Source organism: Oceanimonas baumannii (genome assembly GCF_002245495.1).
Taxonomy (GTDB): domain Bacteria; phylum Pseudomonadota; class Gammaproteobacteria; order Enterobacterales; family Aeromonadaceae; genus Oceanimonas; species Oceanimonas baumannii.
On record NZ_NQJF01000004.1, the window covers coordinates 37,861 to 63,558 of the forward strand.

Below are 25,698 nucleotides of genomic sequence, written 5' to 3' on the forward strand. Positions count from 1 at the left end.
GGGCGTTCCGAGCATCCGCTGTCCGGAGCGCCCTTACTTTCAGCCAGCAACGTGTCGTGGTCCGCTCGTTTTCTCTTTGGCATTCGCAACTACCACTGACTAAACCAGGCTAGTAAGTAATAAGGAGCGCGGTATTGTTACGCTATTATCCAAAATATTCGGCAAAGACTTGGATTAGTTGTAATTTACCAAGGCAACAGGACTTACCTCTTCTTACTCAAACTAATCCCATCTCCCCCACTATATGCGTCAGCATTTTCAGGCTCAGCAACAGTGAAAGTACGCCGAGTACCTTCTTCAGACTGGCTGCAGGAAGACGGGTTGCGTATGCAACGCCAAGCGGAGCCGAGAAGTAGCTCGCTAACGAGAACAGTGCAACCGCAGGAAGATAGACATAACCAAATGTCAGTTGCTCAAGACTGGTGTGCTGCCAGCCGTTAACAAGGTAGCCCAGAGTGCCGGCCACAGCGAGTGGGAAGCCAATGGCGGCCGAGGTTCCCACGGCCTGTTTCACGTTAAGGTTCTGGCCCATCAGATAAGGTACTATCATACCCGCCCCGCTCACAGAGACCAGCGCGGATACCATGCCAATTAGCGAGCCAACGCTGATGTTGGCTACCGCCGTATGCGGCTTTGGGTTAGTTTTTTCGCTTTTGGTCTGGAACATTTTGTAGGCAACATAGAGCATAAATAAGCTAAAAAATACCGCCAGAGCAACCCCGTTCACTGCAGCAGCAATAGTGGTGGCAATAAGCGTACCGACCATCGCGCCTACCGCCATTCTGGTTACCAGGGAGGCATTCACATGACCTTGGGTGTAGTGCGCCCGCATACTGCTGAATGTGGTAAAAATCATGGCCGCCATCGAGGTTCCCAGTGCCATATGCACCACCTCTTGGCCGGCAATACCCTGCGCCGTGAATAACAGCGTAAATGCAGGAACGGTTAAACCACCTCCTCCAACACCCACCAGACCGGCAATAAAACCGACACCCACCCCCAGCAACGCATAATAGAGTGCGAACGTTAAATCAATCATGTAAAGCTTCCTGCTGTTTGCTAAATAGAAAGCCTATTTTAAGGTGCTGCTGTGCTGGCATATTAATGATGTCTGGCCTTAAAGTAATGCCAACTGGCCAAACAAGGGAGATGAAATGCGTGTTCGGGACTTCAGCGAGAGAACATCAGGCGCAGCGCTGATTACTTGCCAATGGTCACATGATGCCCATGAAGGCGACAAGGCACAAAAACCCTATCGCTGGCATCATCACCTGCGGGGACAGCTATTGTGTATCCAGTCAGGTCTTGCACAGATAAAGACCCGTGCAGGAACGTGGATATTACCGCCCTATCGTGCCGGCTGGATCCCTCCTGGTGCACTGCACAGTGTGCTGTTTTGCAGTACGGTGTCTGGATACTCGGTTTTGTTGCAGCCACAATTGTGCGAAGTCTTGCCAGACCAGCCCCGGGTACTGGGGTTAAACCCGCTGCTGGAGGCGATGGTGAGTCGCAGCACAGCCTGGAGCAAAGAGCAGCTTACCCCGGAGAATCAACGTATTGCTGCGGTGATGACGGATGAGATCCGTTCTGCTGTAACGGAAAAACTCTATCTGCCCATGCCAACTGATCCCAGGCTGGTGCGCGTGGCCGAGTCGGTGTTAAGTCACCCTGGCAGCCAGAACAACATAGAGCAGTGGGCCGAAGTGGGTGCCTTGTCGGCACGCTCATTAAGGCGTTTGATGCTCGCCGAAACAGGGTTGAGTTTTGCACAGTGGCGCAAGCTGGCGCAGTTGAACCATGCGCTGGCCCTGCTGGCACAAGGGGAGACGGTAGGGAATGTCGCTTTTGCTCTGGGCTACGCTACACCGAGCAACTTTATCGCCATGTTTAAAAAGGCAATGGGGGATTCGCCCGCACGCTACTTTTCCTGCGGGAAACCCGTACAGAATGCCACCAGATCGTTGGGCGGTTTATGAACCCACGCGTGGCTAACGTGGTAGCCGAAGGTGACATATCAAATAAAATATAGACGACCGGTCTAGTTTGGTTTAGAGTGCTGACCATGAAAACAAAATATCAGGATACCCGCCAGCATTTGCTGGATACCGGACGCATCATACTGGCCGAGCAAGGCTTCAGCTCCGTGGGGCTCAGCACCCTGTTACAGCAGGCCGGTGTACCCAAAGGGTCGTTTTATCACTACTTCAAGTCCAAGGAACACTACGGCCAGGCGTTGCTGGAAGATTACTTCAGCACCTACTTACAAGAGATGGAAGCGTTACTCGGTCAGTCCGGTATCGGCGCCAAAGAACGCTTGTTCAACTATTTTTCACTATGGTTACAGCGTTTTACCCCGGAACAAGGCCGCTGTGACTGCCTGGTGGTAAAACTGAGCGCCGAAGTCGCAGACTTGTCTGAAGCGATGCGCTTAACCCTGAAAGAAGGGACCGAGCGGGTAATGACCAGACTCATGGACTGCATTGATGAGGCAATCGCCGAAGGCTCGGTGCCGGTTCAGGATGTACGCGCCCTGGCCAGCAACTTGTATCAGCTATGGCTGGGGGCCAGTCTGTTAACCAAACTGCGCCGTGACGACGAACAAATCAGACAGGCAATGCAGCTGACTTACAAGCTGCTGGCAGCATAGCGCCCGTTGCCGGCCTGAATAGAAATGAAGCCCTGTGGTGGGCTTTTTTTACCAGCAAGAACTAGACGACCGGTCTAGTAAGGATTAGAGATGCAACAAAGCAAACTGGAAAACCGTCAGATAACCCTGGCGTCACGCCCCCAGGGCTCACCCCACAATGATAATTTTGCGCTGAACGTCACCGCCATCCCTGAGATTCAGGACGGTCAGGTACTGCTGAGAACCGTATATCTCAGCCTGGACCCTTATATGCGCGGCCGTATGAGTGATGCCGAGTCTTACGCCGAGCCGGTTGCACTGGGAGCTACCATGATTGGCGGTACCATCAACCGGGTGGAGAGCTCCAGACATGCCGGTTTTTCCAAAGGCGACTGGGTGCTGAGCTACGTGGTGGGCTGGCAGGATTACGGCGTATCAGACGGTACTGATCTGGTAAAACTGGATCCTGCCCAAGCCCCTGTCAGTTACGCCCTGGGCATGCTGGGCATGCCTGGTTTTACCGCCTACATGGGGCTGAAAGATATTGGTCAGCCCAAGGCCGGTGAAACCCTGGTTGTGGCAGCAGCGACAGGCCCGGTAGGCGCAACCGTGGCACAGATTGGCAAGCTGATGGGTTGCAAAGTGGTGGCCATTGCCGGTGGAGAGCAGAAATGCCGGTTTGCCCTGGAAAACCTGGGCGTCGACGCCTGTATCGATCACAAAGCGGACGACTTTGCCACTCAACTCGCTCAGGCCTGCCCCGATGGCATAGACATTTATTTCGAAAATGTGGGCGGAAAAGTATTTGACGCCGTACTTCCGTTACTGAACACCAACGCACGTATCCCGGTTTGTGGCACCATTGCCACCTATAATGCCACCGGCCTTCCCGCCGGGCCGGACAGGCTTGGCCTGCTGATGTCGACCATTCTGGTCAAGCGTCTCACGGTCAAGGGCTTTATTATTTTCGATGACTATGGGCATCGCTACTCTGAGTTTGCATCCGATATGGCCAACTGGCTGGCGGAAGGCAAAATGCACTATAAAGAGCAGGTGGTTGATGGTCTCGAAAACGCGCCGGAAGCCTTCAGAGGTTTGCTGGAAGGCAAAAACTTCGGCAAGCTGGTCATCCGGGTCGGCGATGATGAACTGGCTTAATAAACCAGGAGCAGCAATTTAAGCATCGTGATGCCGGCCGATAAGCCGGCATTTTTTTCATATCCCATATCCAAACCATTCACCTGCCCGTTTTTTACTCTCTTCGTTTTTACCATTGCCCTTTCCTGCTCCAGCCACCAAAATAGACGCATTTGAAAACCTCAGGCCCAGACTGGCGGCCTGACACCATCGGGCGGCAGCGTAGTACAAATAAAACGCCGAATGCGCCATATAACGGGATAAGAAAAAGAGCATATGCAGCCTGAACCGAATATCCGCCCGGCAATGGCCAGTGATGAATTTGCTTTATTCACCCTGGTTAACCAGCTGCACGAATCGATCTCGGTAGAAAAAACGCAATTTGAGGCGGTTTTTACTACCGTACTGCGTGAGCCTCGTCATCGAGACAGACTCGGAAGTGGTTGGCTATGCCTCGGGGTACCGGCATGTCAGCCTCGGGGTACCGGCATGTCAACTTGGCCAGCTGTGGCCAGGTCGCCTTGCTCGATGAAATCGTGATTAATCCGGCATTACGTGGCCGCAGCTTGGGCCGGATATTACAAAAAATCACTAAAACAGGTCCGGCCCGCTATTAATATGCCACTGGCCAGCCATCCTCATAACAAGGAGAACAACCATGTCAGAACCATCCAATAATCAGCAAGTCACCGTAGTAAATATCAAAATGCCATTTATATCCATGGTGATATTTATGGTGAAGTTTGCCATCGCATCCATCCCCGCCTTTCTTATTCTGTCGGTCATCTTCGGCCTGCTGGCAATGGTATTCGGCGGCATTTTCCACGGCATGGGAATGATGGACAGTTACTGAGCACGGCGTAATATGTCAGCCAAAGAGCCCACATGACCAGAACCAGAAAACTGCACCGCCTGCTGGGGTGTCTGCTGCTACTGCCACTGTTCGGGTGGGCACTGACCGGTGCTGTGTTTTTTATCAAGCCCGGATACAAAAGCGCCTTTGAGCCGCTCACGATCAAAACCTATCCGTTGCAGCAAAATACCATTATTACGCCCGGTGCAGACTGGCAGCAAGTGAAGCTAGTCAAAACGGTACTGGGGCGGCATTTGCTGGTGCAACATAACGGCCAGTGGCAGCATCTGCAACCAGAGCACAATACGCCTATGGCGTTACCCGCAGAGACCCAGATCAGGTTGCTGTTACAGGACGCCATGACTTCAAACCCGGAGCGTTATGGTCATATTGTTGACCTTGACGGCACCCGTGCCCGTACCAGCACAGGGGTAAATATCCGCCTGAACTGGAACACCCTGTCTCTGCAGCAGGAAGGTAAAGACACCCGACTTATCAATGGATTGTACCGGGTGCATTACCTGCAATGGCTGCCATCAGGCCTACTCAATCAGGGGCTGGGGCTGCTGGGGCTGGGGTTGCTGATGAGCATGGCCCTGCTGGGGCTCAGACTGTGCTGGCGGCGGCCGACACCTCGTTAACATCATCACAGGAGACATTCATGAGCTGCATTTTCTGCGATATCGTGGCGGGCAAAGCCCCCTGCCACAAAATATGGGAAGACGACGATCATCTGGCATTTTTATCGATCTTTCCCAATACCAAAGGCTTCACCGTGGTGATCCCCAAAGAGCACTACCCCAGCTATGCCTTTGACGCCCCCGATGACGTGCTGAGCAAGCTCATCATTGCAACCAAGCACGTAGCGCAGCTGCTGGATCAGTCCTTTGACGATGTAGCTCGCACCGGCCTGTTTTTTGAGGGATATGGAGTCGATCACCTGCACAGCAAGCTGTTCCCCATGCATGGCACCGGCAGCAACTCGGCATTTCAGGCCATTGAATCGGTGCGGGATAAATACTTCGAGCGTTACGAAGGCTATTTATCGTCTCATGACAGCCACCGGGCCGATGATGCCGGGCTGGCCGCCCTGGCGGCCCATATCCGCAGCATTGCTGAACAGGATTAAAGAAGGCTGTTGCGCACCAGACCACGCTTTACACTGTTACACAACTTGCCAAAGCGGCGGATTTCATCGAAGTGAGGTGGAATTCCCCGCTTGACCTGGTGCTCCCAGTAGCTGAGCTCGGAGTCGAGCAACTCCATCAGCTTTTTGGGGCAGCCAATGCAGTTGTTGCCGGTGCCGCACACAAAGGTGTCGGATTCATAAAGAGGAAACGTGACTTTAGCCTGTTCGATAAGCTCGCTCATCGCGGTAAGCCGATCGGGCTTGCGAGGCATGCTACTCTCCTGCCGCCGTCTGCGGTGACTGACTGAATACTCTTGCCAGCATACGCCCGCCGGCGCTGTTCACCCTGATCTGCGTCAAGCCAGCTCAGGTTATCCAGAGCGGCTCCCTGCTCTACCCGGCCCGGTACAGCGCTGGCCGAGCTGCTTATTTTTACGCCTCCGTTACTGCCAGATATCCCTTCCTGGTCTACATTGGGTCTTGTGTCTGCCGGATTGAGATCCGCTGACACAGCCTTCCGTTCAATGCAGCCAACAAGGGAACACACCATGGCGTATATCAACATAGACGGTAAAAAATACGAAAAAGAACTGATCGAGCTGGCCCGGGCCCACACCACCGGACGAGGTGAAGGAAAGATTTCCAAAGAGGAAGCGGCCGAATTGCTGAAGTCGGCCAATGATGGCCAGAGTGTAACCACCACCGAACGGGAAACCCTGAGTTACATTCGCGAAAACTTCCCGTTTACCGAAGCAGCCGCCAGTTTTTTCGATGCGGAAATGAGCAAGCTTTAAGCCCGAGCGTCTGCCAGCACCCTCGGCAAGCGGCTGAAAACCGCAACCAAATACTAAACGGCTCCCTGCGGAGCCGTTTAGTATTTTGACCACATCGGAAGTCCCCCTACACCAGCAGATAAACCGCCAGACTCTTATGCAGCAGAACTGCAGTGATATAAGAAAATCAGCTCATCATGGATCTGCTGGTTTTGTGTCCCCTGATCTGTATCAAGCCCGCGCCAGCTGATGTGAACTAGGCTAATGAATATGCAGATCAAAAACAGGGAGAGGCGTTATGTCCGACATCATGCTGATCCGGGTACTTAAAATCGTCATGCTTATTGGCATTACCCTTATTTTACTGGGGGTTTACCTGCATAACAGCCGCTATATGGAAGTACTGGGAGTGAAAGGCATTCTTGTTAGTGCCGGTTGTGTGGCCATTGGCATGGCTCTGTCCCTGCCGACCAAAATGTACCTCACCTTCGTGCTGATGAAGCGGGAAAACGAGCATTCTTCCTGATCCGCGAGCACTCGCGGGCGGGCAACATCTCCGGGGCACCCGCCGTCATCGATTCCGGCCTTACTTGTCCTTGTCGCGGGTCAGTTTGTCGAGATAACCCATTGCAAAGGCCGAAAGCACAAAAGTAATGTGGATAAGCAAATACCACAGGATCTTATCGTTAGAAATATTCTCGGTATTCATAAATATCTTCAGCAGGTGAATCGACGAGATGGCGACAATCGACGCCGCTACCTTGTTCTTGAGCGAGCCGGCATCCAGTTTGCCCAACCAGCCCAGCTTGTCGTCATTTTCATCCACATCCAGCTGTGAAACAAAGTTCTCGTAGCCCGAGAACATCACCATGATGATCAGCCCTCCCACCAGCGTGATATCGATCAACGACAACGTTACCAGCACCAGGTCCACTTCCTTCATCTGCAGTACATTGGGCAGAATGTGGAAGATCTCCTGAAAGAACTTAATGCCCAGCGCCAGCAATACCAGGCTCAGCCCCAGGTAAATGGGAGCCATGATCCAGCGGGATGCATACATCAGCTTTTCTATCTGTTTTTCCATTATTATTTTACCTGTGCATAGGCGGAAGAAGCGTTCAGAGTATCGTGGCCGGCAGCCAGCCAAAAACGTTAATGTAAATCTGAGTCCAGCTCTGCTGCAAGACAAAAACACTTCTGCTCTGCCATCACTTCAGTAATCAAATCCTTGCTGGGCCTTTACACCAGCTTCAAAGGCGTGCTTGAGCGATTGTACTTCACTGACAGTATCAGCCAGTTCAGTGATGGCGCGGTGACAGCCGCGGCCGGTAATCACCACATGCTGGTGAGCCGGACGGTTTTTCAGCGCAGTCAGCACCCGCTCCAGATCCAGGTAGTGATAGGCCACCATGTAGGTAAGCTCGTCGAGCAGCACCAGGTCGATGCTCGGGTCGGCCAGCATTTGTTCCGCCGGCAACCAGGTTTGCTCGCAGGCTTCCATGTCTTTTTCCCGGTTCTGGGTTTCCCAGGTAAAACCGGTGTTCATCACCACAAAGGGTACGCCCACCTTTTGCAACAAATTGCGCTCACCACAGTCCCAGCCGCCTTTGATAAACTGCACCACGGCAGCCTTTTTGCCATGTCCCACGGCCCGCGCCACAGTGCCAAAACCGGCAGTACTCTTTCCTTTGCCGTTACCCGTAATCACCATCAGCACACCGCGTTCTTCGGTGGCCGCCGCCACTTTGGCATCGACCGCTTCCTTTACTTTTTGCTGACGCTGCTGGTGACGTTCGGCTTTTACCTGCTCACGGCTCTGCTCATTGCCCATGGTGGTTTCCTTATGGCTTGTGCGGGTTCATCTGTTGTTCGAGTAAATCCAGGTTGAGGTGCGTTTCAAGGGTATCGGCCAACCGGTTGATGCTGGCTTCACGCTGTTGGTCCAGCGCCACCGCCTGCCGGCTGTGTTCAAGGCCGGCCCAGGCCAGCAAGGCATTGCAGGCCTCTGTGCTGTCAAACACACCGTGCAGATAAGTGCCCAGCACCTGGTTATCATCTGACACCATACCATCCGGCTGCGGCTCACCGCCATTGGTTGTCAGCAGCAAAAGGGGAGGATGCTCCGCCAGCGCTTCGCTCTGGCCACAGTGAATTTCATAACCCTGAACGGCGCAGGGCTCGCCTTCCAGGTGCAGGATGCCGGTGACATTGCGCAGCTGCTTGCCAATTTCCAGCCGGGTGGTCATCGGCAGATAGCCCAGGCCTTCACTGCTGCCGGCCGCACTTTCAATGCCCTGCGGATCATCAATGCATTGCCCCAGCATCTGGTAACCGCCGCAAATACCCATCAGCTTGCCGCCATAACGCAGGTGGCGATTCAGCCATTGTTGCCAGCCATTGGTCTTGAGTACGGTCAGGTCATCACGCACCGCCTTGCTGCCGGGCAAAATAACCAGATCGGCAGCCAGACACTGAGCGGGAGCCGAGCCGACGTGTACCCATGTCAGTTCCACCCTCGGATGCAGACGCAGGGCATCGAAGTCGGTGTGGTTGCTGATGCGCGGAGTCACCAGCACTACTACCCTGAGCGGACGTTCGTCACTGCTGGCCACTGTATGCCGGGTAATGGCGTCTTCGGCATCCAGCACCAGGTTGTCGAGGTAAGGCACCACCCCCAGCACCGGTTTGCCGGTCAGCTCTTCAATCATGGTCAGGCCGCTTTCCAGCAGGCCGATATCACCACGGAAACGGTTGATCACCAGCCCCTTTACCCGCGCCTGCTCCGACTCGCTCAGCAGCATCAGGGTGCCGTAAAGCTGGGCAAACACCCCGCCCTTGTCGATGTCGGCCACCAGGATCACCGGACAATCAGCGACTTCGGCAAAGCCCATATTGGCAATGTCGTTGTCACGCAGGTTGATCTCGGCGGGACTGCCCGCCCCTTCCACCACTATCCGCTGATAATCCCCTCGCAGGCGTTCAAAGGAATCGAGTATGGCCGCCATCATTTTTTGCTTGTAGTGACGGGCACCGGGGCCGAAAAAGTCTTTCGCCTCCACCACCGACAGCGCCCTGCCCTGCACAATCACCTGGGCACCGGTGTCGCTCTGGGGCTTGAGCAGCACCGGATTAAAGTCGGTATGGGCCGGCACCCCGCAGGCTATGGCCTGCAGCGCCTGGGCCCGGCCAATTTCACCGCCGTCGCTGGTCACGGCACTGTTGAGCGCCATATTCTGCGGTTTGAACGGGGCCACACGCAGACCACGGCGGGCAAATACCCGGCACAGCCCGGCTACCAGGGTGGTTTTGCCGGCATCAGAGGCAGTGCCCTGCACCATCAGGGTCAAGGCGCTGGAAGCGGATGGAGTCATGACAGGAGTTGGGCTTGTTTGACACTGCCAGCACCTTAGCACGAATGGGCGTTGCACTTAAGGTGTAGCATATCCTGCCCGTTACGACTCATGTCAACGGCGTTCAACACCAAGTGATAAAGCAGGCCGACAAACCTTATCTTTCAATCTTACTCGGCTCTGCCGCAACTTCCCACAAGCAAATAGCCGCAGCCAGGTCTTCCAGTGAAGCGCCTACCGATTTAAACAGGGTGATATCCTGCGCACTCTCGCGTCCAGGGTGCTGCTCCCCCGTGAGCTGGTACAAGTCGGCACAAATATCCAACATGGTGAATTGACCCTCGTTAATCGCATGATGCAAGTCACCCGCTTCATCTGCAGCGCCCGCATAGGTGTCAACAAATACGCGGGCTTTCTCTACGCAAGCGGCGTCGGTTTCTCGCATATCGGGGCGAAACGCGCCCACCAGATCAAGATGACAGCCCGGTGATAACCACTCACCTTTAATCAGTGGTTCAGTAGACAGAGTCGCACAACTGATAATGTCGGCGTCTGTGCATGCAGCAGCCAGATCCATAACGGCTTCCACACTGCTAAAGGGTTCACACCCCCCCTGATAACCCTGGTATTGCTTTGCCAATTCCCGTGCTTTTTCGTGGTTACGGCCCCAAATGCGCACCCGGCGGATAGGTCGTATGGCGGAATGAGCCTCTATCAGCATGGGAGCCAACCGACCAGTTCCCACTACCAGAAGAGTATCAGCGTCATCGCACACTAAATAACGAGCCGCTAATGCCGAAGCCGCAGCGGTACGCCTGCGAGTCAGCTCGGCCCCATCGATACAGGCCAACGGTAATCCCGTCTGACCATCACTAAGCAAGTAAGCACCTGATATAGCGGGTAATTCATTGTCTGAGTTATTGGGGAACACATTAATCAGTTTAACCCCTATATATTTCTGATTTTGCCACGCAGGCATCAGCAGCAGGGTAGCGTCATCTTTTGAACCGGGCAGCGTATGATGATGCCGTGGTGGAGATACCACGTCATTGTGGCGAAAACTATGCTCAATCTTATCTATCAGTGCATCCCAGGGTAGCTGGTGGGCTATCTGCTCTGCGGATATTATCTGCATACACACCTCTGTAAATATACCGTCACTGCTTCTCTGAAATTCAGTCAGACAAGCAGAGTTAACCCTTCAAAAAGAGTGAGCCCTGACGACACCGTTTGGCTTCAACATCGGAGATGGCCATGACAGATCTCGGTTCATTTTTACTGATGAGCTGTATTTTCCGCTCCCTCGATACTCAGGCAATAAGAGAATCGAGCGCGCGCTCAAGACAATTCAGGCCTTCTGCCATGATGGCGGGCTCTGTGGTTAACGGCGCCAATAAACGCAACACATTGCGATGCCGGCCACTAGGCATCAACAACACTCCTGCTGTTCGCGCTGCCGTCAGCAGCTTGGCCAGATGTTCTGCGCCCGTGGCATGAGCCGTATCTTCAAACACTATACCTCGCATTGCGCCAACCCCGGTGAGCAATCCCAGCATGGGATAACGCCCCGACACGCGCCACTTATCATAAGCCTGCTGAATCGCCCGTTCTTGTTGTTCTCCCCAACGTGCCAGTTTATCGCCGGTCATCAGCTTGATGACCGCGCTTGCAGCGGCACAGGCCAGGGCATTACCAGAATAGGTTCCACCCAGGCCGCCTTTGGGAAGTACATTCATTATCTCTGCGCGCCCTGCCACCGCTGCCAGCGGTAAACCGGCCGCCATGCTTTTCCCCATTAAGATCAAGTCGGGCTCTATATCCAGGTGCGTAAACGCAAAACGACTGCCGGTGCGACCAAAGCCTGACTGCACCTCATCAAAAATCAATACTATGCCGTTGGCTTCACATACCTGAGCCAAATGAGATGCAAATTCGGGACATAAGAAACGAAACCCGCCTTCACCTTGTACCGGCTCAACAATAATGCAGGCGACTTCACTGGCCGGAATTTCTACTGCAAACAAACGTTCCAGAGCCTTCCTAGCGTACTGGCAGGTCACCTCACCGTCAGTACTGGGAAAAGGAAGGTGATAAACGGGTCCGGGCAAAGTGCCTAACTGTTGCTTGTAAGGGGCCACTTTACCGTTCAGATTCAAGGCGGCCAGAGTGCGCCCGTGAAACCCGTCATCAAAGGCAATCACTCCCTGCCGTTGGGTAAAGGCTCGCGCTACCTTAAGCGCATTTTCTGTAGCCTCGGCACCACTGTTAGTCAGCATGCATGACAGGGGATATGACACGGGGATAAAGTTGGCCAGTTGTCGGGTAAGATCCAGATAGCCACGATGAGGAATAGCATTAAAAGCCGAATGCATCAGGGTATCAAGCTGCGCTTTTACCGCTTCGACTACCAAAGGGTGCCTGTGTCCTAGATTAAGCACCCCTATACCGCCTACAAAATCGATATAGCGCCTTCCCTGCTCGTCCCATACTTCAGCGTTCAGTCCGTGAGCCAGGCAAACAGGATGAACTATGCCTAGAGATTGACTAACGTGTGAAAAATCCATATTGCAACACCGTTAAGAAATACAAGTGTGTGGATATCACATCAGGCAAGGCATCAGGCTTCAAACGAAAAAAAGCCACCACAACATTCCCAAAAGGACTGAATGATCAGAGTTGCCTTAATATTCAATCTCTGTCCCGAACGCTGATTGACACTAGGTGTTATTCGCAACACAGCTGTCCGAGGGCAAGCGGAGGTCGGGCGTTTTGTCCTTTTTATCCAAAATCCAGGTGACAAAATTTTTGACTTTCACTACCTCAGCCTTGTGTTCAGGATAAGCCAGATAGTAAGCATTATCGCTATAAAGAGAATAAGACCAGGGAATCACCAACTGACCGTTACCCAGCTCTTCTTCGGCCAGAAAGCGGGGTACCAGAGTAACGCCACAGCCGGATCTGGCCGCTTGCAGGGCCATGTAGAAACTGTCAAATCGCGGGCCGTGATAACTGTAGCTGGTGTAACACTCCTGCTTTTGAAACCAGTCATGCCAAGCCTCGGGACGCGTCGCATTTTGTAGCAGTACCAATGACACCAAATCGAGTGGCGCATTGATACCGGCTGGTGGAATAATTGCCGGTGAACAGACAGGCACCATTTCCTCGTCCTGTAATTTGATGCATTCCGATCTGGGCCAGGCTCCTCGGCCGTAAAAAAACGCCACATCCACGCTCTCGGTATCGAAGTCGAACGACTTGGTTCTGTTACTGATGTTCAAATAAACATTGGGGTGCCGAAAGCGAAAACCATTGAGGCGCGGCACCAGCCAACGGGCACCAAAAGTCATGGGGGTGGTTACATTCAGCACCTCACTCTGGCCGCCGTAAGATTGCATGTAACGGGTTGACATCTCGACCAGGGCCAAGGTTTTACGTACTTCGGCTAAATAGAGGGAGCCTTCCGGCGTTATCTGTAATCGCTTGCGTACACGACGAAACAGCGGTTGATCGACAATATACTCCAGCTGAGCCACTTGCTTGCTGACCGCACTTTGCGTGAGATTCAGCTCGTCGGCGGCGCGCGTAAAACTCAGATGACGCGCCGATGCTTCAAAACACTGCATCGATGTGAGAGTAGGCAGTGAGCGACGGGCCATAACAACACCACTTCATGAAAAAAATGAATGAAGTCGTTATAAAGTCTCGCTTGATAGAAATCAAGACCCAGGACGATACTGCGCTTGTTCATGATCAACTCATTAACAATAGTAGTCAGGAGGGAAAATGATTGAATCCATCATGAAGCGTCTTGGGGTAGCAGACTCGTTATACCGTGAAGGAGATTACGCAATAACCTCCCCCACCGATGGTGCCGTTATCGGCAAGGTCACCCTCGAAGGCGCTGAAGAGGTAGCAAAGCGAATTGATAAAGCCGATCAGGCTTTTACCAAATGGCGCCAGATCCCGGCACCTCGTCGGGGTGAACTGGTACGTCTATTTGGCGAGCAACTGCGCAAGCACAAAGAAGATTTGGGCGCCTTGGTAACATTGGAATGTGGCAAAATCCTTCAGGAAGGCCTGGGTGAAGTGCAAGAAATGATCGATATTTGCGATCTGGCTGTGGGTCAGTCTCGCCAGTTATACGGTTTGACGATTGCCTCTGAACGCTCAGGGCACCACATGCGAGAAAGCTGGCACCCGCTAGGTCCGGTCGCCATTATCACCGCCTTTAACTTTCCGGTCGCTCCCTGGGCCTGGAACGCTGCTCTGGCCCTGGTTTGTGGCAACAGCCTGCTGTGGAAACCGTCAGAGAAAACTCCCCTGAGCGCCCTGGCTTGTCAGGCCTTACTGGAAAAGGCCATTACCGAATTTGGTGATGATGCTCCCGAAGGACTGAGCCAGGTCATTATTGGCGACCGGAAAGCCGGCGAGCGTCTTGTCGACGACTCGCGTATTCCTTTGGTGAGTGCAACCGGAAGTACTCGTATGGGTCGTGAAATTGCGCCTAAAGTAGCCACACGTTTTGGCCGCAGCATTCTGGAGCTAGGCGGCAATAATGCTATGATTTTGGCTCCCAGCGCCGACATCGACATGGCGATACGTGCCATTCTGTTCTCGGCCGTGGGCACTGCAGGACAACGCTGCACCACCTTACGACGTCTGATTGTACATGAGTCCATTCATGACGATGTACTGGCGCGCTTGAAGAAGTCCTATGCGGGCATTAGTGTTGGTGATCCGATGGAAGGCCATCTGGTGGGCCCACTGATAGACGAAGACTCCTTCAATCAAATGCAAACTGCTCTCAGCAAAGCGCGGGATCTCGGCGCTCCGGTGTTTGGTGGTGAGCGTCAATTGGTCGGAACCTACCCTGATGGCTACTATGTGGCACCCGCTATTGTAGAAATGTCGGAGCAAAACGAGCTGGTTAAAAGTGAAACCTTTGCACCCATTCTGTATGTGCTCAGCTACAAGGACTTTGATGAAGCTCTGGCATTGAATAATGGCGTGCCCCAGGGCCTGTCCTCCTGCATCTTTACCACAGACGTTCGAGAGGCAGAATCCTTTGTCTCGGATATGGGCAGTGACTGTGGCATTGCCAACGTGAATATAGGCCCCAGCGGTGCCGAAATTGGCGGTGCCTTTGGTGGCGAAAAGGAAACTGGCGGTGGTCGCGAATCAGGTTCGGACGTATGGAAGAGTTATATGCGTCGTCAAACCAACACCGTAAACTATTCTCGCGAGCTACCATTGGCTCAGGGTATAAAATTTGATTGACAATAATAACCGCCACCCTGCCGGGTGGCGGCTTCATTAGTTTCTCTTAACTTCCGTTAAGGAGTCATGGAATGACAGCAACTATTTCCCGCGAACAGTGGGGTAGCCGTTTTGGCTACCTGATGGCCGTTATTGGCGCCATGGTCGGTGCAGGTAATATTTGGCGAATGCCCTATGTTACCGGAGAAAACGGCGGGGGCGCCTTTCTTATTGCCTACTTCTTGCTACTTTACCTGATTGCCGTACCAGGTCTGATGGGAGAAACCAGCCTGGGCCGTTATACCCGCCAGGGTTTGCTCGGTACTTTTAGAAAAATTTACGGCAACAATAAAATGGTTGGGCTGGGGCTGGCCATTGTAATATTCAATGTTTTATTGATGTCCTACTATTCCTCGGTGGTAGGCTGGACTATTTATTATGCCTATCACGCGATAGTTGGCACTTTCACCCAGACCGGCTTTGATACTGCCGCTTTATGGCAAGCTTTTAGTGAAAATAAGACGCTTAATGTAGGCATGCATACTCTTTCCATGTTAATGATCACCGGCACCCTGCTATTTGGCATTAAAAATGGTATTGAGCGTTTATCTAAGTGGATGATGCCCATTCTCACCCTGTCTTTGATTGCTATCGCCATTAGAGGATTAACCTTGCCTGGAGCCATGGCCGGACTTGAGTTCAGCTTTTCACCCAACTGGGAGTATTTGGCGCGTGGAGAAACCTGGCTTGCCGCCTTGGGCCAAGCCTTGTTTTCTACCGGCCTGGGTTGGGGTATCGCCCTTACCTATGGCAGTTACCTGGGCCGTAACGATGACTTGCCTTTGGGCGGCGGCATCTTTACTGCCGTGGGAAATACCAGCTTTGGTCTACTCGCCATTTTTGCTGTCTTTCCTATCGTATTTGCCTACGGTATAGAGCCGACCTCAGGCCCAGCCCTAGCCTTTGTGGCGTTGGCGAGTGCCTTTGGCAACATGTCCGGTGGTTACTTCTGGGCATTGTTATTCTTTATTGGTTTCTTCTTCGCCAACATGACTACCGCCATTGCCATTACCGAAGTCGGTGTTACAACCTATAAGGAAGAGCGTAATACCTCTCGAAGCAAAGCCGTTCTAACCATTTGCGGTATTGTGTGGCTGTTAGGTATTCCCAGCGCGATGAATGCCGACATTTTAGGCTACCTGGATTTTGTACTGGGGAACTGGGGACTGCCGCTGGCAACCTTTATAATCATGGTTACCATTGGCTGGAAGTTCGATGCCAAGCGATTGCGTCTTGTCAGCCTGAATCGTGGTGCAGACCTTTATATCCCCAGTATCTGGGAGTCGGTTATTCGCTATCAAATACCGCTGATTATGCTGGGTATAATGAGCTACTTCCTATACAGCAACCTCAGCGATTCACCATGGAAAACCATCAGTGGCTTAATAGTACTGACGCTCACCATCCCCTTGTGCATGTGGATCATGAACAAGCGCGAAATAAACATGAATGAAAATTACGTTTATGAGGAGAAAACGTCATGAGCATTGCCGCTATTATTGTCATGGTCATGTCTATGATCGCATTATGGGGTGTCGCTACTACTGCGTTAGTGTACTCTATGAGAAAAGAAGATTATAAACTGGAGCTGGTACAAAAGCAGAATGGATTTGAGCCGTTTTCTCCTGTTGCCCAAAACGACATTGAGAACTGGCTCAAAAACAATCCATCCAGCGAACATGCTGAAGAGATGCGAGCGCTATTGGCCATGCAAAATCAGGCTCTGCAGAAACACCCCGAATACTTCTATGATTGGTCGGAACATAAAAAGTAAATGTCGATTACGCATTGTATAAACGCATAAAAACTTGCCTCTCACATTGATGTGAGGGGGCAAGACAAGGAGACATCATGCAGAAAAGATGCTTGTGGTACGACACGTCGCCCGAGCCGGCATTACCGTTAGCGCAACTTGAGGGACACGATACTTGCGAAGTCGTCGTTATTGGCGGCGGCATTACCGGATTAAGCACCGCCTTGCATCTTGCGGAAATTGGCGTCAGCGTCACGCTCATTGAAGCGGGAGATATACCCAGTGGTGGTTCTGGCCGGAACGTCGGTTTTGTTAATGCGGGGCTATGGATTCCGCCGGAGGACATCGTCAATGCATTGGGCAAAGCCGATGGCGAACGGGTGAATACGCTATTGGGCGATGCGCCCGCAGAGGTATTTTCGCTGATTGAGCGTTATGACATTGACTGTAACGCCACCCGCACCGGCACCTTGCATTTAGCGCATAACCGCCAGGGTGAAAAAGAGCTGGCAAGGCGTGTCGAACAGTTTCAACGCCGAGGCGCGCCGGTAGAACTGCTGGAAGACGATCTGTGTCATCAGCATGTAGGCACACAACGTATAAAAAAAGCCCTGCTCGATCGCCGTGCCGGAACCATCAACCCCACCTCCTATACGCGCGGTCTGGCCAGAGCCGCTCATGGCCTTGGCGTAAAAATGCATACACAGACTCCCGCCACCGGCGTCATCCGCCAAGGCGATGACTGGCAGGTCATGACACCCAAAGGAAGTGTAAAAGCCTCACGAGTCGTGCTAGCGACCAATGCTTATACCGATAGTGACTGGAATCAGGTACGCCGGCATTTCTTCGCCGGCCATTATTTTCAGGTGGCATCACCTCCCCTGCCCGATAAGGTGGCAGGTGATATCTTGCCCGGAAAACAAGGTGCCTGGGATACCCGTACTGTTCTAAGTAGCATACGTCGTGACGCTCATGGCCGCTTGTTGCTGGGTAGTCTGGGTAAAGGAGAAGGCAAGCCCTTGTCTTATATTCGCTGCTGGGCCAATCGTGTGCAGCAATACTATTTCCCGCAGTTGGGTAAAATAGACTGGCAGTACACTTGGACAGGGCGCATCGCTTTTACACCGGATAATACCTGCCGCTTATTCGAGCCTGCCCCGGGAATTGTGGCGGTAACGGGCTATAACGGTCGGGGAGTTACCACGGGTACAGTAGTAGGCAAAGGCTTTGCCAGGTACCTCACTTGTGGTGACGATGCCTTGCTGCCCATGCCAATACGCTCTCACTCCCCCATCAAGGCCAAGTCGCTATGGGCAGCCGGATACGAAAGCGGATTTACACTCTACCACACCGGACAGTGCCTGCGTTTACTGGCATAACCCTACACCTATTTCCCCGATATACTCGCAGTATTGGGGAAATAACCTTCATCACTGACGCGCTTCCTGGGCCAAGACTTAGTTGACCACTACATCTGACCTCCTATAGCTTCCTTCAGACCTGCCGCTGGACAAACAAAAAAGCGGGAAGGTCGCCCTTCCCGCTTAAATCATATACTGTAACTAATGTTATGAGGCTGGCTTGCCTTTACCGTCGCCCCCGCAAAGGCGGAGCCAGTGTCTTTGCAAGCTCTCTGTAGTTTGCACATTCTATGTAACCAGCCCTGGATTCCCGTCTGCACGGGAATGACGATAGAGCCACATCGGCCATGCAACATTACTTAGTTGGTGCGCTTGAGGACCTTGGGGTTGGAGTTGCCCCACACGGTATAGAGATCCGCCAGCAGGGCACCGTTGGCGTCTTCCAGCTCGGACTGGGTCACTTCCGCCTCTCCCTGTTTGCCAAACAGCACCACTTCATCACCGGGTTTTACACCGGGAATGTCGGTAACGTCGATCATGGTGGTGTTCATCGACACCTTACCCACTACCGGTGCCCGGTGGCCGTTTACCACCACATGGGCGTTGTTGGTAAACACCCTGCGATAGCCGTCGGAATAGCCCATGGGCAGGTTGGCCAGCAGGGAATCACGCTCCAGGGTAAAGGTACCGTCATAGCCCACTTTGCTGCCCGCCGGGTAATCGTTTACCGAGGCCACCCGGGTCTTGAACGACATCACCTTTTTATATTCGGTGTAACTGGGCAGGGTATCGCCATAGATGATGCCGCCCGGACGCACCATGTCCAGCCGGGCTTCCGGCACTTCCAGGGTGGTGAACGAATTGGCGGTATGCAGGGTCAGCTTGCTGCGATCCAGCTTGCCATGCTCAATCAGCCAGGCCGACTGCTCGTTGAATTTGGCCAGGCCGGCACGCACGAAGTCAGCGTCCTCAAACTGGAAATGAGTCATGATGCCCACCAGTTCCAGATCTGGCTCCGCCAGCAGGTCGAGCGCTTCCTGCTTGCCGGCCTCACTCGCCAGCTCCAGACCGTTACGGCTCATGCCGCCGGCATTCAGCCCCAGGTGATAGCGCAGGATCTTGCCCTCGGCCCGCGCCAGCGCGGCCGCTTCCCGTGCCGCCGTCACATCGCCAAAGAGCTCTTCCATATCATATTGCAGGCCATCACGTACTTCCGCCGGCGTGGCGCTGCGCACCCGCAGAATACGACCCTCATAGCCACTTTCGCGTACTACCCGGGCTTCCTCGTTGCTGGTAATGCCCACACAGGGAATGCCGGCGGCCATGACCGAAGGCATCAGGTTGGCAATACCGTGACCATAGGCATCGGCCTTCATGATGGCACAGATCTGTGACTGGCCGTCGAGCAGGGCCTGCAGGGTACGCACGTTGTGTTCAAAAGCAGCCTGATCCACTTCAACCCAGGCATTGGTAGTTTGCTGAATGGCATGACTGGTGTTCAGGCCGGTCACCGGCAGTTCGGGGGCAGCGGTGGCGGTCTGGCTGAGGCAGGCAGCCAGCGACAGGGCCAGCAAGGTAGGGGTCGTTTTCATCAAGATACTCCTTGTTATGAGATGAAACCCGACTATACAAGGAGAAGTAAAAAACTTAATAGCAAATATTAATTTTTTGTTAAAATTAAACTCTACCGAACATTAAACACTCAGCACAAATCCCGAATATAAATGGTTACAACCAGAATATTTAAGCAAAAAAATGGCCGGCAATGCCGGCCATCGGATCATCAGCGACGCAGCGCTACATTGTTATGCCATCAGTGTAGCTTCAGTCGCGGTCGCAGAAAGCGGTTGATGCGGCCCACCAGCATCATCAGGCCGGTACGAGTGTAACCGTGCAGCGCCACCTGGTGCATGCGGTAAAGCGACACATACACGGTACGGGCAATGCGCCCTTCCACCATCATGGAGCCACGCATCAGATTGCCCATCAGTGAACCCACCGTGCTGTAGCGACTCAGGTTCACCAGTGAGCCATGATCTTTATAAACATAGGGTTTAAGGGGCTTGCCATTGAGGCTGGCGATGATGTTGTCAAAAGCCAGGCTTGCCATCTGGTGAGCCGACTGCGCCCGGGGCGGCACCGGCTTGCCGTCAGCCTGCAGACAGAAGGCACAATCACCAATCACGAATATACTGTCATCCCGGCTAGTCTGCAGGGTGTCTTTTACCACCAGCTGGTTAATACGGTTCGTCTCCAGCCCGGCAATGTCTTTCATAAAGTCAGGCGCTTTAATGCCTGCCGCCCACACCATCAGATCCGCCGGGATCAGTTCATCACTTTTTGTTTTAAGGCCCTTGTCGGTGGCTTCCACCACCATGGTGCCCACCCGGACATCTACCCCGAGTGCACGCAGCTCTTTGTGCGCCATGGCAGAAATCCGCTCCGGCAGCGCCGGCAAAATACGCGGCCCGGCTTCGACCAGGGTCAACCGCAGGCAGTTGCGGTTCAGTTTTTTGAAACCATAGGCATTCAGGTGCTCCACCGCATTGAACAACTCGGCAGACAGCTCCACCCCGGTAGCACCACCGCCCACAATGGCGATATCCACTTTTTCATCCACGGTGTCGCTCTCGGCATATTGCAGAAAACGGTTCATCAGCTCATCGTGAAAGCGTTCGGCCTGCTGCGGACTGTCCAGGAAAATGCAGTGTTCACTCACACCCTGAGTACCGAAGTCGTTGGATACTGAGCCCAGTGCCATCACCAGAATATCGTAATTCAGGGTGCGCTCACCCACCACCGGCTTGCCGTTGTCATCGGCCAGCGGGGCAAGCCTGATCAGTTTCTGCTCCCGATCAATATCGGTAAGGGTGCCAAGGTGAAAGCTGAAACCATGGTTATGGGCCTGAGAGCGATAACTGAGTCCGTCGATACCGGTATCCATGGCACCGGTGGCCACTTCATGCAGCAAAGGTTTCCACAGATGAGTCCGGTTGCGGTCTACCAGGATCACCTCCGCCTTGCCTTTGCGACCCAGCTGCCGGCCCAGTTTGGTCACCAGCTCAAGTCCGCCGGCACCTCCACCAACTACAATGATGCGTGTCATTCCTTAACCTCGTAAAAATAAAAGTCTGCGGCTATGGCCTGTCCATAGCGGAAGACTCTTGTAGTGACGCCTCAACTGAGGCGTCACCATTGTAAAAGTTGTAAGCGAATCCACAACTTTATTTTTACATAAAAATAACTACAGGCTAGTGCGCTGAAGGCGATCTGCGGCGTCACGCCAGCGCCGGCTGTGGTAAAGATGATCGGGGCCGGCATTATCCTTTTTACGCAATACGGACAGATCGCGCTGCAGATCATGCGGCAGGCTGTCGATAATGCTGACCGCCCCGGCCCTGTTGTTGCAGGCCAGCAGCAGATCACAACCGGCTGCCAGGGCCTGTGCGGCACGCTCGGCGTAGCCGCCGGCCACTGCAGCCCCTTCCATGGTGAGATCGTCACTGAAAATAATGCCATTAAATCCCAGCTGCCGGCGCAGCACGTGTTTTAACCAGAACTCGGAAAAACCCGCCGGACGTTCGTCTGCCTGGCTGTAAATCACATGCGCCGGCATCACTCCCTGGATGATCCCCTGCGCAATCAGGGCTTTAAAAGGCACCATATCAGCCTGTTCAATGTCTGCCAGTGGCCGCTCATCAACCGGGCTTTCTTTATGCGAATCGGCACGTACGCTGCCATGGCCGGGAAAATGCTTGGCCACCGCCGCCATACCTGCTTCTTTCATGCCGCTGATATAAGCCCCGGCGTTCGCGATCACCGGCTCGGGATCGGAACCAAAGCTACGATCACCAATCACTTCACTGCCCCGCTCCAGATCCAGTACGGGGGCAAAGCTGAGATCAATGTCATGCGCCAGCAGCTCGGCTGCCATCACCCAGCCGGCGTCGGCCAGCAACTGCTGCCGCTCGGGATGAGCGAGTCCGGCCAGCCGGCCCGGTGCCGGCAACGGAAAAAAGCCATCACGAAAACGTTGTACCCGGCCGCCCTCGTGATCCACCGTGAGCAGCAAGCCGGGTTTGACGGCCCTGATGGCCTTGACCAGGGCACTGAGCTGGCGGCGATCATGATAATTTCTGGCGAAAAAAATCACCCCGCCCACCGTGGGGTGTGCCAGCAGCTCTCGCTCTTCGGCATCCAGCTCACAGCCGTTTACATCAAGAAGAAAAGGTCCCATGTTTGCTCCGGAGCCGCATTGCGGCCGTGTTGAATGTATTTATCATTGTCAGAATACGATATTGCCGCCAAAAAACGTCACCCCGTGAAGGAACGTCATCCCCAGCAGGGGCGGGTCCATGCACTTCTGCGGATCAGGCGTTGCCGTTCGTATCTTGCGCCCTGTACTGGATTCCCACCTTCGTGGGAATGACCACCGCACTATCATCTCGCGCGGGGGCGGGTTCATATTCTTCTGCAGATCAGCCGTTACCATTCGAATCTTGCACCTTGTGCTGGATTCCCACCTTCGTGGGAATGACCACCGCACTATCATCTCGCGCGGGGGCGGGTTCATATTCTTCTGCAGATCAGCCGTTGCCGTTCGAATCTTGCACCTTGTGCTGGATTCCCACCTTCGTGGGAATGACCACCGCACCATCATTCCGCGCGGGAACGGGGTCCATGCACTTCTGCGGATCAGGCGTTGCCGTTCGTATCTTGCGCCCTGTGCTGCATTCCCACCTTGGTGGGAATGCCCCTGATCCGTCATCCCGCTCTGAGTGGCAGTGCAAATGCTACCCAAGTCTGTTCGTCAGCTTCGCCCGCGCCGACTCCAGCCACACCTGGTATGATGCCTTTTGCGTATGCTGATATTGCACCATGGCCCACAGCAGGGTCAGTAACTGCACCCAGGGCAAGCGGGCCCGCAGACGGGCAAGGCTGACCTGACCACCGGCGGCATTATAAGCAGCCAGCAAGGCGGCACAGCCGTTATCGTCCAGCGCTCTGTCATCGGCGATAACCGCCAGCTCAAAGGCCGCATCGGCCAGACAGGCATATTCCCAGTCCAGTAACCAGGGGCGAGGCCCCATCAGGTTGCCGGCAGTTAAGTCGCAATGACACAGCACAGGGGTAAAATCAGGGTTCAGTTCCGGCTGGCTGAACTGGGCAAGGGTCGCCGTGAGCCAGGCCGGCTGGTGAGTCAGCTGCTCAAGATAGTGCTGCGCCCGATGATGGAGGTTCAGCCGCCCCGGGCCTCGTACCTCAAGCCGGTGCAGGCGGGCCACCCTGTTCATCAGTGCCGTCAGCGAGCCCGGCGTTTGCCGCCAGTCAGGCTCACTCAGCCAGTCAAGGATCAGCAGGCCGGTGCGGGTATCGGAATAACGGATAAGCGGCGCCAGCCCGGCGCGGGAGGCGGCCTGATGAATAATAAGCTCGTGATGGCGGTTAATGCCCAGGCGGGCAGGTGTCTGACAGCCCAGCCGCAACCAGTAACAACCCTGCCCGGTCTCCAGCCGGAAACAATGATTGGTCTGGCCACCCTTCAGTGCAACCAGCCTGCCGTGCCATACCGGCGGCAGGCTGGTCAGCAACTGCTCAGCGTCCACTTACGCTATCGGACCACAGCACTTCACCGCTGGCCAGCTCCATCAGCTGAGCCTGCAATTTAAAACCACTGCCGGCACGGTTCAGGTTACCGGACAACAGATAGGCGGCACCACTTTGCTTGCCCAGCCGTACCAGCGAGGCAATGTCGGCCCGTCCGTGCTGAAACGCCAGCTGTTGCCGCAGGCTGTTGACCTGAGGACCAGACACAAAGTTCACCGAGTCACTCAGCTGTGCCTGCAGCCGTTCGGTCAGGCCCCGGGTATCTACCGGACTGCCGGCCTGGTTACGGATATCATCCAGCAGCACAGGGCCGTTCACTTCACTTATGGCGGGGCTGGACTTAAGCCGTGCCGCCAGATTGTCGGCCAGCCGCTGCATGGTCGCATTGCTGACTTCCGGCATCGGAGCCGGCGGCGGCTCAGGTAAATCGATGACCGGCGGTGGCGTCGGTGTTGACGGCTGCACAGGCGGAGGTTGAGGCGTCGCTGGCCTGACCGGAGCTGGCTGGGAAGAATACGGGTTTGGCAGGGTACAGGCACTCAGTGCCAGCACCGCAGTCGCCAGGGTAGCAATGCGAAAAGCGGTCATTTCTGCTCCTTATTGCGCCAGCATGGGGCCCAGTGGCCGGCCACCCAGCAAATGCATGTGAATATGGTATACCTCCTGACCACCATGACGATTACAGTTTACCAGCAGACGATAGCCGTCTTCGGCAATACCGGCGTCGGCAGCCAGCTTGCGGGCAACGGTAAATAACCGGCCCAGAGCCAGCTCATGCTCGGCTTCTACCTCATTCACCGTCGGGATCAGCACATTGGGAATGATCAGAATATGAGTGGGAGCCTTGGGAGAAATATCCCGGAATGCAGTGACCAGCTCATCCTGATACAGAATATCGGCGGGAATTTCCTTACGGATAATTTTGCTGAAAATCGTCTCTTCTGCCATTGCCTGTCTCCTTCAATAAATGGCCTGCCAAAAGGTGGGCAGACCAGACATTATAGCCTGCCATGCCCACAAGTGAATGGGTAACCCCTTGATGCATAACGTACAGAACGGGCCAAAACGAACAAATTAGCAGCACTTGAAATAACTTATCCATAATCCATATTGACAGCACCGCCCGCCTTTATCTATTATGCGCCCCGTCATCACGAATGACCTTCTCGGCGTGTAGCGCAGCCTGGTAGCGCACTGTCATGGGGTGTCAGGGGTCGGAGGTTCAAATCCTCTCACGCCGACCAAATCATCCTCAAAAAGCCCACCTTATGGTGGGCTTTTTGTTTTTCGGCATTTCTATTCGCCAGTCTCTGTCCGTTACCATCACCATTAAGATTCAGTCTGCTCCGTTATTCTATACACTTCTGTGTATTGGTCTCACTGACGGAGCAACGTCCATGACAACATTCAGACGCAAAACCCTGGCGCTGGCACTGGCCGGCATCATCACCACACAACTGGCCGCCTGTGGCACCGTGTTCTATCCGGAGCGCAAAGGACAGCACAGTGGCCGCATCGATCCTGTGGTTGCCATCGCCAACGGCGTGGGGCTGTTATTCTTCCTGGTACCCGGGGTCATCGCCTTTGCCGTGGATTTTACCAACGGTACCATTTATCTGCCAGGTGGACGGGCCGAACATCAACCCGAGCTGACCCCCGACAACATTAATAACATCCTCTACGCCGCCACCGGCAAGCAGGTAGACTGGTCACAACAGGACATTACCATCACCTCGCTGCAAAGCCATGATGCGTTCGCTGGCTTTGAACTGATGCCAGCACAAGGCTGAACC

28 protein-coding genes and 1 tRNA gene are annotated in these 25,698 nt (G+C 54.1%); 14 read left to right on the plus strand and 15 right to left on the minus strand.

Annotated elements, in window-relative coordinates; translation table 11 throughout:
* Nucleotides 1–217: 217 nt before the first annotated feature.
* Nucleotides 218–1,039, minus strand: coding sequence for a sulfite exporter TauE/SafE family protein (locus B6S09_RS05510; RefSeq protein WP_094277510.1), 822 nt, complete (start codon nt 1,037–1,039; stop codon nt 218–220).
* A gap of 115 nt (nt 1,040–1,154) precedes the next feature.
* Here B6S09_RS05510 and B6S09_RS05515 point away from each other — a divergent pair, with 115 nt between their 5' ends.
* The 3 genes from B6S09_RS05515 (at nt 1,155) to curA (ending at nt 3,784) form a co-directional block, all read left to right on the plus strand.
* Nucleotides 1,155–1,976, plus strand: coding sequence for an AraC family transcriptional regulator (locus tag B6S09_RS05515; RefSeq protein ID WP_094277511.1), 822 nt, complete (start codon nt 1,155–1,157; stop codon nt 1,974–1,976).
* 86 nt (nt 1,977–2,062) lie between these two features.
* Nucleotides 2,063–2,647 carry a TetR/AcrR family transcriptional regulator gene (locus B6S09_RS05520; protein ID WP_094277512.1) on the plus strand — a complete coding sequence of 195 codons (585 nt, stop codon included), beginning with the start codon at nt 2,063–2,065 and terminating at the stop codon, nt 2,645–2,647.
* A 90-nt stretch (nt 2,648–2,737) separates the two neighbouring features.
* Entirely contained in the window at nt 2,738–3,784 is a 1,047-nt protein-coding gene (gene curA, locus B6S09_RS05525) for an NADPH-dependent curcumin/dihydrocurcumin reductase (RefSeq protein ID WP_094277513.1), read from the plus strand.
* Here the strand turns inward: curA and B6S09_RS18430 are convergent.
* Nucleotides 3,781–3,936, minus strand: coding sequence for a hypothetical protein (locus B6S09_RS18430; protein WP_166670253.1), 156 nt, complete (start codon nt 3,934–3,936; stop codon nt 3,781–3,783). The genes curA and B6S09_RS18430 overlap by 4 nt on opposite strands.
* Before the next feature lie 485 nt (nt 3,937–4,421).
* On the opposite strand from B6S09_RS18430, the gene B6S09_RS05530 reads away from it, so the two are divergent.
* The 3 genes from B6S09_RS05530 to B6S09_RS05540 are packed head-to-tail and all read left to right on the plus strand — an operon-like array spanning nt 4,422 to nt 5,745.
* Entirely contained in the window at nt 4,422–4,616 is a 195-nt protein-coding gene (locus tag B6S09_RS05530) for a hypothetical protein (protein ID WP_094277514.1), read from the plus strand.
* Between the two features lie 32 nt (nt 4,617–4,648).
* Nucleotides 4,649–5,257 (plus strand): PepSY domain-containing protein, encoded by a 609-nt coding sequence (locus B6S09_RS05535; protein WP_094277515.1) that lies wholly within the window; start codon nt 4,649–4,651, stop codon nt 5,255–5,257.
* Between the two features lie 20 nt (nt 5,258–5,277).
* Nucleotides 5,278–5,745, plus strand: coding sequence for an HIT family protein (locus B6S09_RS05540; protein WP_094277516.1), 468 nt, complete (start codon nt 5,278–5,280; stop codon nt 5,743–5,745).
* On the opposite strand, the gene B6S09_RS05545 is transcribed toward B6S09_RS05540, so the two are convergent.
* Nucleotides 5,742–6,017 (minus strand): hypothetical protein, encoded by a 276-nt coding sequence (locus B6S09_RS05545; protein WP_094277517.1) that lies wholly within the window; start codon nt 6,015–6,017, stop codon nt 5,742–5,744. The genes B6S09_RS05540 and B6S09_RS05545 overlap by 4 nt on opposite strands.
* Before the next feature lie 276 nt (nt 6,018–6,293).
* On the opposite strand from B6S09_RS05545, the gene B6S09_RS05550 reads away from it, so the two are divergent.
* Nucleotides 6,294–6,539, plus strand: a complete 246-nt coding sequence (locus B6S09_RS05550) for a hypothetical protein (protein WP_094277518.1) — start codon at nt 6,294–6,296, stop codon at nt 6,537–6,539.
* Between the two features lie 277 nt (nt 6,540–6,816).
* Nucleotides 6,817–7,044 carry a hypothetical protein gene (locus B6S09_RS05555; RefSeq protein WP_094277519.1) on the plus strand — a complete coding sequence of 76 codons (228 nt, stop codon included), beginning with the start codon at nt 6,817–6,819 and terminating at the stop codon, nt 7,042–7,044.
* Nucleotides 7,045–7,104: 60 nt separating this feature from the next.
* Here B6S09_RS05555 and B6S09_RS05560 read toward each other — a convergent pair whose 3' ends face one another.
* The 6 genes from B6S09_RS05560 to gcvA all read right to left on the minus strand — a co-directional run bounded on the left by B6S09_RS05560 (nt 7,105) and on the right by gcvA (nt 13,524).
* Nucleotides 7,105–7,602, minus strand: a complete 498-nt coding sequence (locus tag B6S09_RS05560; protein WP_094277520.1) for a TIGR00645 family protein — start codon at nt 7,600–7,602, stop codon at nt 7,105–7,107.
* 129 nt (nt 7,603–7,731) lie between these two features.
* Nucleotides 7,732–8,349: a cob(I)yrinic acid a,c-diamide adenosyltransferase gene (cobO, locus tag B6S09_RS05565; RefSeq protein WP_094277521.1), complete on the minus strand. Its 618-nt coding sequence runs from the start codon at nt 8,347–8,349 to the stop codon at nt 7,732–7,734.
* Between the two features lie 10 nt (nt 8,350–8,359).
* Nucleotides 8,360–9,889 (minus strand): cobyric acid synthase, encoded by a 1,530-nt coding sequence (locus B6S09_RS05570; protein WP_166670252.1) that lies wholly within the window; start codon nt 9,887–9,889, stop codon nt 8,360–8,362.
* A gap of 136 nt (nt 9,890–10,025) precedes the next feature.
* Nucleotides 10,026–11,003, minus strand: a complete 978-nt coding sequence (gene lhpI / locus B6S09_RS05575) for a bifunctional Delta(1)-pyrroline-2-carboxylate/Delta(1)-piperideine-2-carboxylate reductase (RefSeq protein ID WP_094277522.1) — start codon at nt 11,001–11,003, stop codon at nt 10,026–10,028.
* Nucleotides 11,004–11,178: 175 nt separating this feature from the next.
* The gene (locus tag B6S09_RS05580; protein ID WP_094277523.1) at nt 11,179–12,432 is read right to left on the minus strand and encodes a 2-aminoadipate transaminase; all 1,254 of its coding nucleotides are present in this window, start codon (nt 12,430–12,432) and stop codon (nt 11,179–11,181) included.
* Nucleotides 12,433–12,585: 153 nt separating this feature from the next.
* Entirely contained in the window at nt 12,586–13,524 is a 939-nt protein-coding gene (gene gcvA / locus B6S09_RS05585; protein ID WP_094277524.1) for a transcriptional regulator GcvA, read from the minus strand.
* Nucleotides 13,525–13,651: 127 nt separating this feature from the next.
* Here gcvA and amaB point away from each other — a divergent pair, with 127 nt between their 5' ends.
* From amaB to amaA, 4 genes are all read left to right on the plus strand, one after another.
* The gene (gene amaB, locus B6S09_RS05590; RefSeq protein ID WP_094277525.1) at nt 13,652–15,145 is read left to right on the plus strand and encodes an L-piperidine-6-carboxylate dehydrogenase; all 1,494 of its coding nucleotides are present in this window, start codon (nt 13,652–13,654) and stop codon (nt 15,143–15,145) included.
* 71 nt (nt 15,146–15,216) lie between these two features.
* Nucleotides 15,217–16,668, plus strand: coding sequence for a sodium-dependent transporter (locus B6S09_RS05595; RefSeq protein WP_094277526.1), 1,452 nt, complete (start codon nt 15,217–15,219; stop codon nt 16,666–16,668).
* The gene (locus B6S09_RS05600) at nt 16,665–16,958 is read left to right on the plus strand and encodes a DUF8026 family protein (RefSeq protein ID WP_094277527.1); all 294 of its coding nucleotides are present in this window, start codon (nt 16,665–16,667) and stop codon (nt 16,956–16,958) included. Before B6S09_RS05595 ends, B6S09_RS05600 begins: the two co-directional genes overlap by 4 nt.
* Before the next feature lie 77 nt (nt 16,959–17,035).
* Nucleotides 17,036–18,316 carry an L-pipecolate oxidase gene (gene amaA / locus B6S09_RS05605; RefSeq protein ID WP_094277528.1) on the plus strand — a complete coding sequence of 427 codons (1,281 nt, stop codon included), beginning with the start codon at nt 17,036–17,038 and terminating at the stop codon, nt 18,314–18,316.
* 341 nt (nt 18,317–18,657) lie between these two features.
* Here the strand turns inward: amaA and alr are convergent, their stop codons facing one another.
* The 6 genes from alr to hinT form a co-directional block, all read right to left on the minus strand.
* On the minus strand, nt 18,658–19,890 hold the full coding sequence (gene alr, locus B6S09_RS05610) for an alanine racemase (protein WP_094277529.1): 1,233 nt from the start codon (nt 19,888–19,890) through the stop codon (nt 18,658–18,660).
* Nucleotides 19,891–20,111: 221 nt separating this feature from the next.
* Nucleotides 20,112–21,404 (minus strand): NAD(P)/FAD-dependent oxidoreductase, encoded by a 1,293-nt coding sequence (locus B6S09_RS05615; RefSeq protein ID WP_094277530.1) that lies wholly within the window; start codon nt 21,402–21,404, stop codon nt 20,112–20,114.
* Nucleotides 21,405–21,542: 138 nt separating this feature from the next.
* Nucleotides 21,543–22,535, minus strand: coding sequence for a beta-N-acetylhexosaminidase (gene nagZ / locus B6S09_RS05620; protein ID WP_094277531.1), 993 nt, complete (start codon nt 22,533–22,535; stop codon nt 21,543–21,545).
* Nucleotides 22,536–23,091: 556 nt separating this feature from the next.
* A complete protein-coding gene (locus tag B6S09_RS05630; protein WP_094277533.1) occupies nt 23,092–23,904 on the minus strand; it encodes a choline/ethanolamine kinase family protein in 813 nt (270 codons plus the stop codon).
* Nucleotides 23,894–24,493 carry an LpoB-related protein gene (locus B6S09_RS05635; RefSeq protein ID WP_094277534.1) on the minus strand — a complete coding sequence of 200 codons (600 nt, stop codon included), beginning with the start codon at nt 24,491–24,493 and terminating at the stop codon, nt 23,894–23,896. Before B6S09_RS05635 ends, B6S09_RS05630 begins: the two co-directional genes overlap by 11 nt.
* 9 nt (nt 24,494–24,502) lie before the next feature.
* Entirely contained in the window at nt 24,503–24,853 is a 351-nt protein-coding gene (hinT, locus tag B6S09_RS05640; protein ID WP_094277535.1) for a purine nucleoside phosphoramidase, read from the minus strand.
* Between the two features lie 219 nt (nt 24,854–25,072).
* On the opposite strand from hinT, the gene B6S09_RS05645 reads away from it, so the two are divergent.
* Nucleotides 25,073–25,149: transfer RNA gene (locus B6S09_RS05645), tRNA-Pro, on the plus strand.
* A gap of 153 nt (nt 25,150–25,302) precedes the next feature.
* A complete protein-coding gene (locus tag B6S09_RS05650) occupies nt 25,303–25,695 on the plus strand; it encodes a hypothetical protein (RefSeq protein ID WP_094277723.1) in 393 nt (130 codons plus the stop codon).
* Nucleotides 25,696–25,698 lie beyond the last annotated feature (3 nt).

Excerpts from the sequence above, each read along its gene's own strand:
- B6S09_RS05510 (WP_094277510.1), bottom strand. The coding sequence starts at position 1,039 with ATGATTGATTTAACGTTCGCACTCTATTATGCGTTGCTGGGGGTGGGT.
- B6S09_RS05515 (WP_094277511.1), top strand. The coding sequence starts at position 1,155 with ATGCGTGTTCGGGACTTCAGCGAGAGAACATCAGGCGCAGCGCTGATT.
- B6S09_RS05520 (WP_094277512.1), top strand. The coding sequence starts at position 2,063 with ATGAAAACAAAATATCAGGATACCCGCCAGCATTTGCTGGATACCGGA.
- curA (WP_094277513.1), top strand. The coding sequence starts at position 2,738 with ATGCAACAAAGCAAACTGGAAAACCGTCAGATAACCCTGGCGTCACGC.
- B6S09_RS18430 (WP_166670253.1), bottom strand. The coding sequence starts at position 3,936 with ATGCGTCTATTTTGGTGGCTGGAGCAGGAAAGGGCAATGGTAAAAACG.
- B6S09_RS05530 (WP_094277514.1), top strand. The coding sequence starts at position 4,422 with ATGTCAGAACCATCCAATAATCAGCAAGTCACCGTAGTAAATATCAAA.
- B6S09_RS05535 (WP_094277515.1), top strand. The coding sequence starts at position 4,649 with ATGACCAGAACCAGAAAACTGCACCGCCTGCTGGGGTGTCTGCTGCTA.
- B6S09_RS05540 (WP_094277516.1), top strand. The coding sequence starts at position 5,278 with ATGAGCTGCATTTTCTGCGATATCGTGGCGGGCAAAGCCCCCTGCCAC.
- B6S09_RS05545 (WP_094277517.1), bottom strand. The coding sequence starts at position 6,017 with ATGCCTCGCAAGCCCGATCGGCTTACCGCGATGAGCGAGCTTATCGAA.
- B6S09_RS05550 (WP_094277518.1), top strand. The coding sequence starts at position 6,294 with ATGGCGTATATCAACATAGACGGTAAAAAATACGAAAAAGAACTGATC.
- B6S09_RS05555 (WP_094277519.1), top strand. The coding sequence starts at position 6,817 with ATGTCCGACATCATGCTGATCCGGGTACTTAAAATCGTCATGCTTATT.
- B6S09_RS05560 (WP_094277520.1), bottom strand. The coding sequence starts at position 7,602 with ATGGAAAAACAGATAGAAAAGCTGATGTATGCATCCCGCTGGATCATG.
- cobO (WP_094277521.1), bottom strand. The coding sequence starts at position 8,349 with ATGGGCAATGAGCAGAGCCGTGAGCAGGTAAAAGCCGAACGTCACCAG.
- B6S09_RS05570 (WP_166670252.1), bottom strand. The coding sequence starts at position 9,889 with ATGACTCCATCCGCTTCCAGCGCCTTGACCCTGATGGTGCAGGGCACT.
- lhpI (WP_094277522.1), bottom strand. The coding sequence starts at position 11,003 with ATGCAGATAATATCCGCAGAGCAGATAGCCCACCAGCTACCCTGGGAT.
- B6S09_RS05580 (WP_094277523.1), bottom strand. The coding sequence starts at position 12,432 with ATGGATTTTTCACACGTTAGTCAATCTCTAGGCATAGTTCATCCTGTT.
- gcvA (WP_094277524.1), bottom strand. The coding sequence starts at position 13,524 with ATGGCCCGTCGCTCACTGCCTACTCTCACATCGATGCAGTGTTTTGAA.
- amaB (WP_094277525.1), top strand. The coding sequence starts at position 13,652 with ATGATTGAATCCATCATGAAGCGTCTTGGGGTAGCAGACTCGTTATAC.
- B6S09_RS05595 (WP_094277526.1), top strand. The coding sequence starts at position 15,217 with ATGACAGCAACTATTTCCCGCGAACAGTGGGGTAGCCGTTTTGGCTAC.
- B6S09_RS05600 (WP_094277527.1), top strand. The coding sequence starts at position 16,665 with ATGAGCATTGCCGCTATTATTGTCATGGTCATGTCTATGATCGCATTA.
- amaA (WP_094277528.1), top strand. The coding sequence starts at position 17,036 with ATGCAGAAAAGATGCTTGTGGTACGACACGTCGCCCGAGCCGGCATTA.
- alr (WP_094277529.1), bottom strand. The coding sequence starts at position 19,890 with ATGAAAACGACCCCTACCTTGCTGGCCCTGTCGCTGGCTGCCTGCCTC.
- B6S09_RS05615 (WP_094277530.1), bottom strand. The coding sequence starts at position 21,404 with ATGACACGCATCATTGTAGTTGGTGGAGGTGCCGGCGGACTTGAGCTG.
- nagZ (WP_094277531.1), bottom strand. The coding sequence starts at position 22,535 with ATGGGACCTTTTCTTCTTGATGTAAACGGCTGTGAGCTGGATGCCGAA.
- B6S09_RS05635 (WP_094277534.1), bottom strand. The coding sequence starts at position 24,493 with ATGACCGCTTTTCGCATTGCTACCCTGGCGACTGCGGTGCTGGCACTG.
- hinT (WP_094277535.1), bottom strand. The coding sequence starts at position 24,853 with ATGGCAGAAGAGACGATTTTCAGCAAAATTATCCGTAAGGAAATTCCC.
- B6S09_RS05650 (WP_094277723.1), top strand. The coding sequence starts at position 25,303 with ATGACAACATTCAGACGCAAAACCCTGGCGCTGGCACTGGCCGGCATC.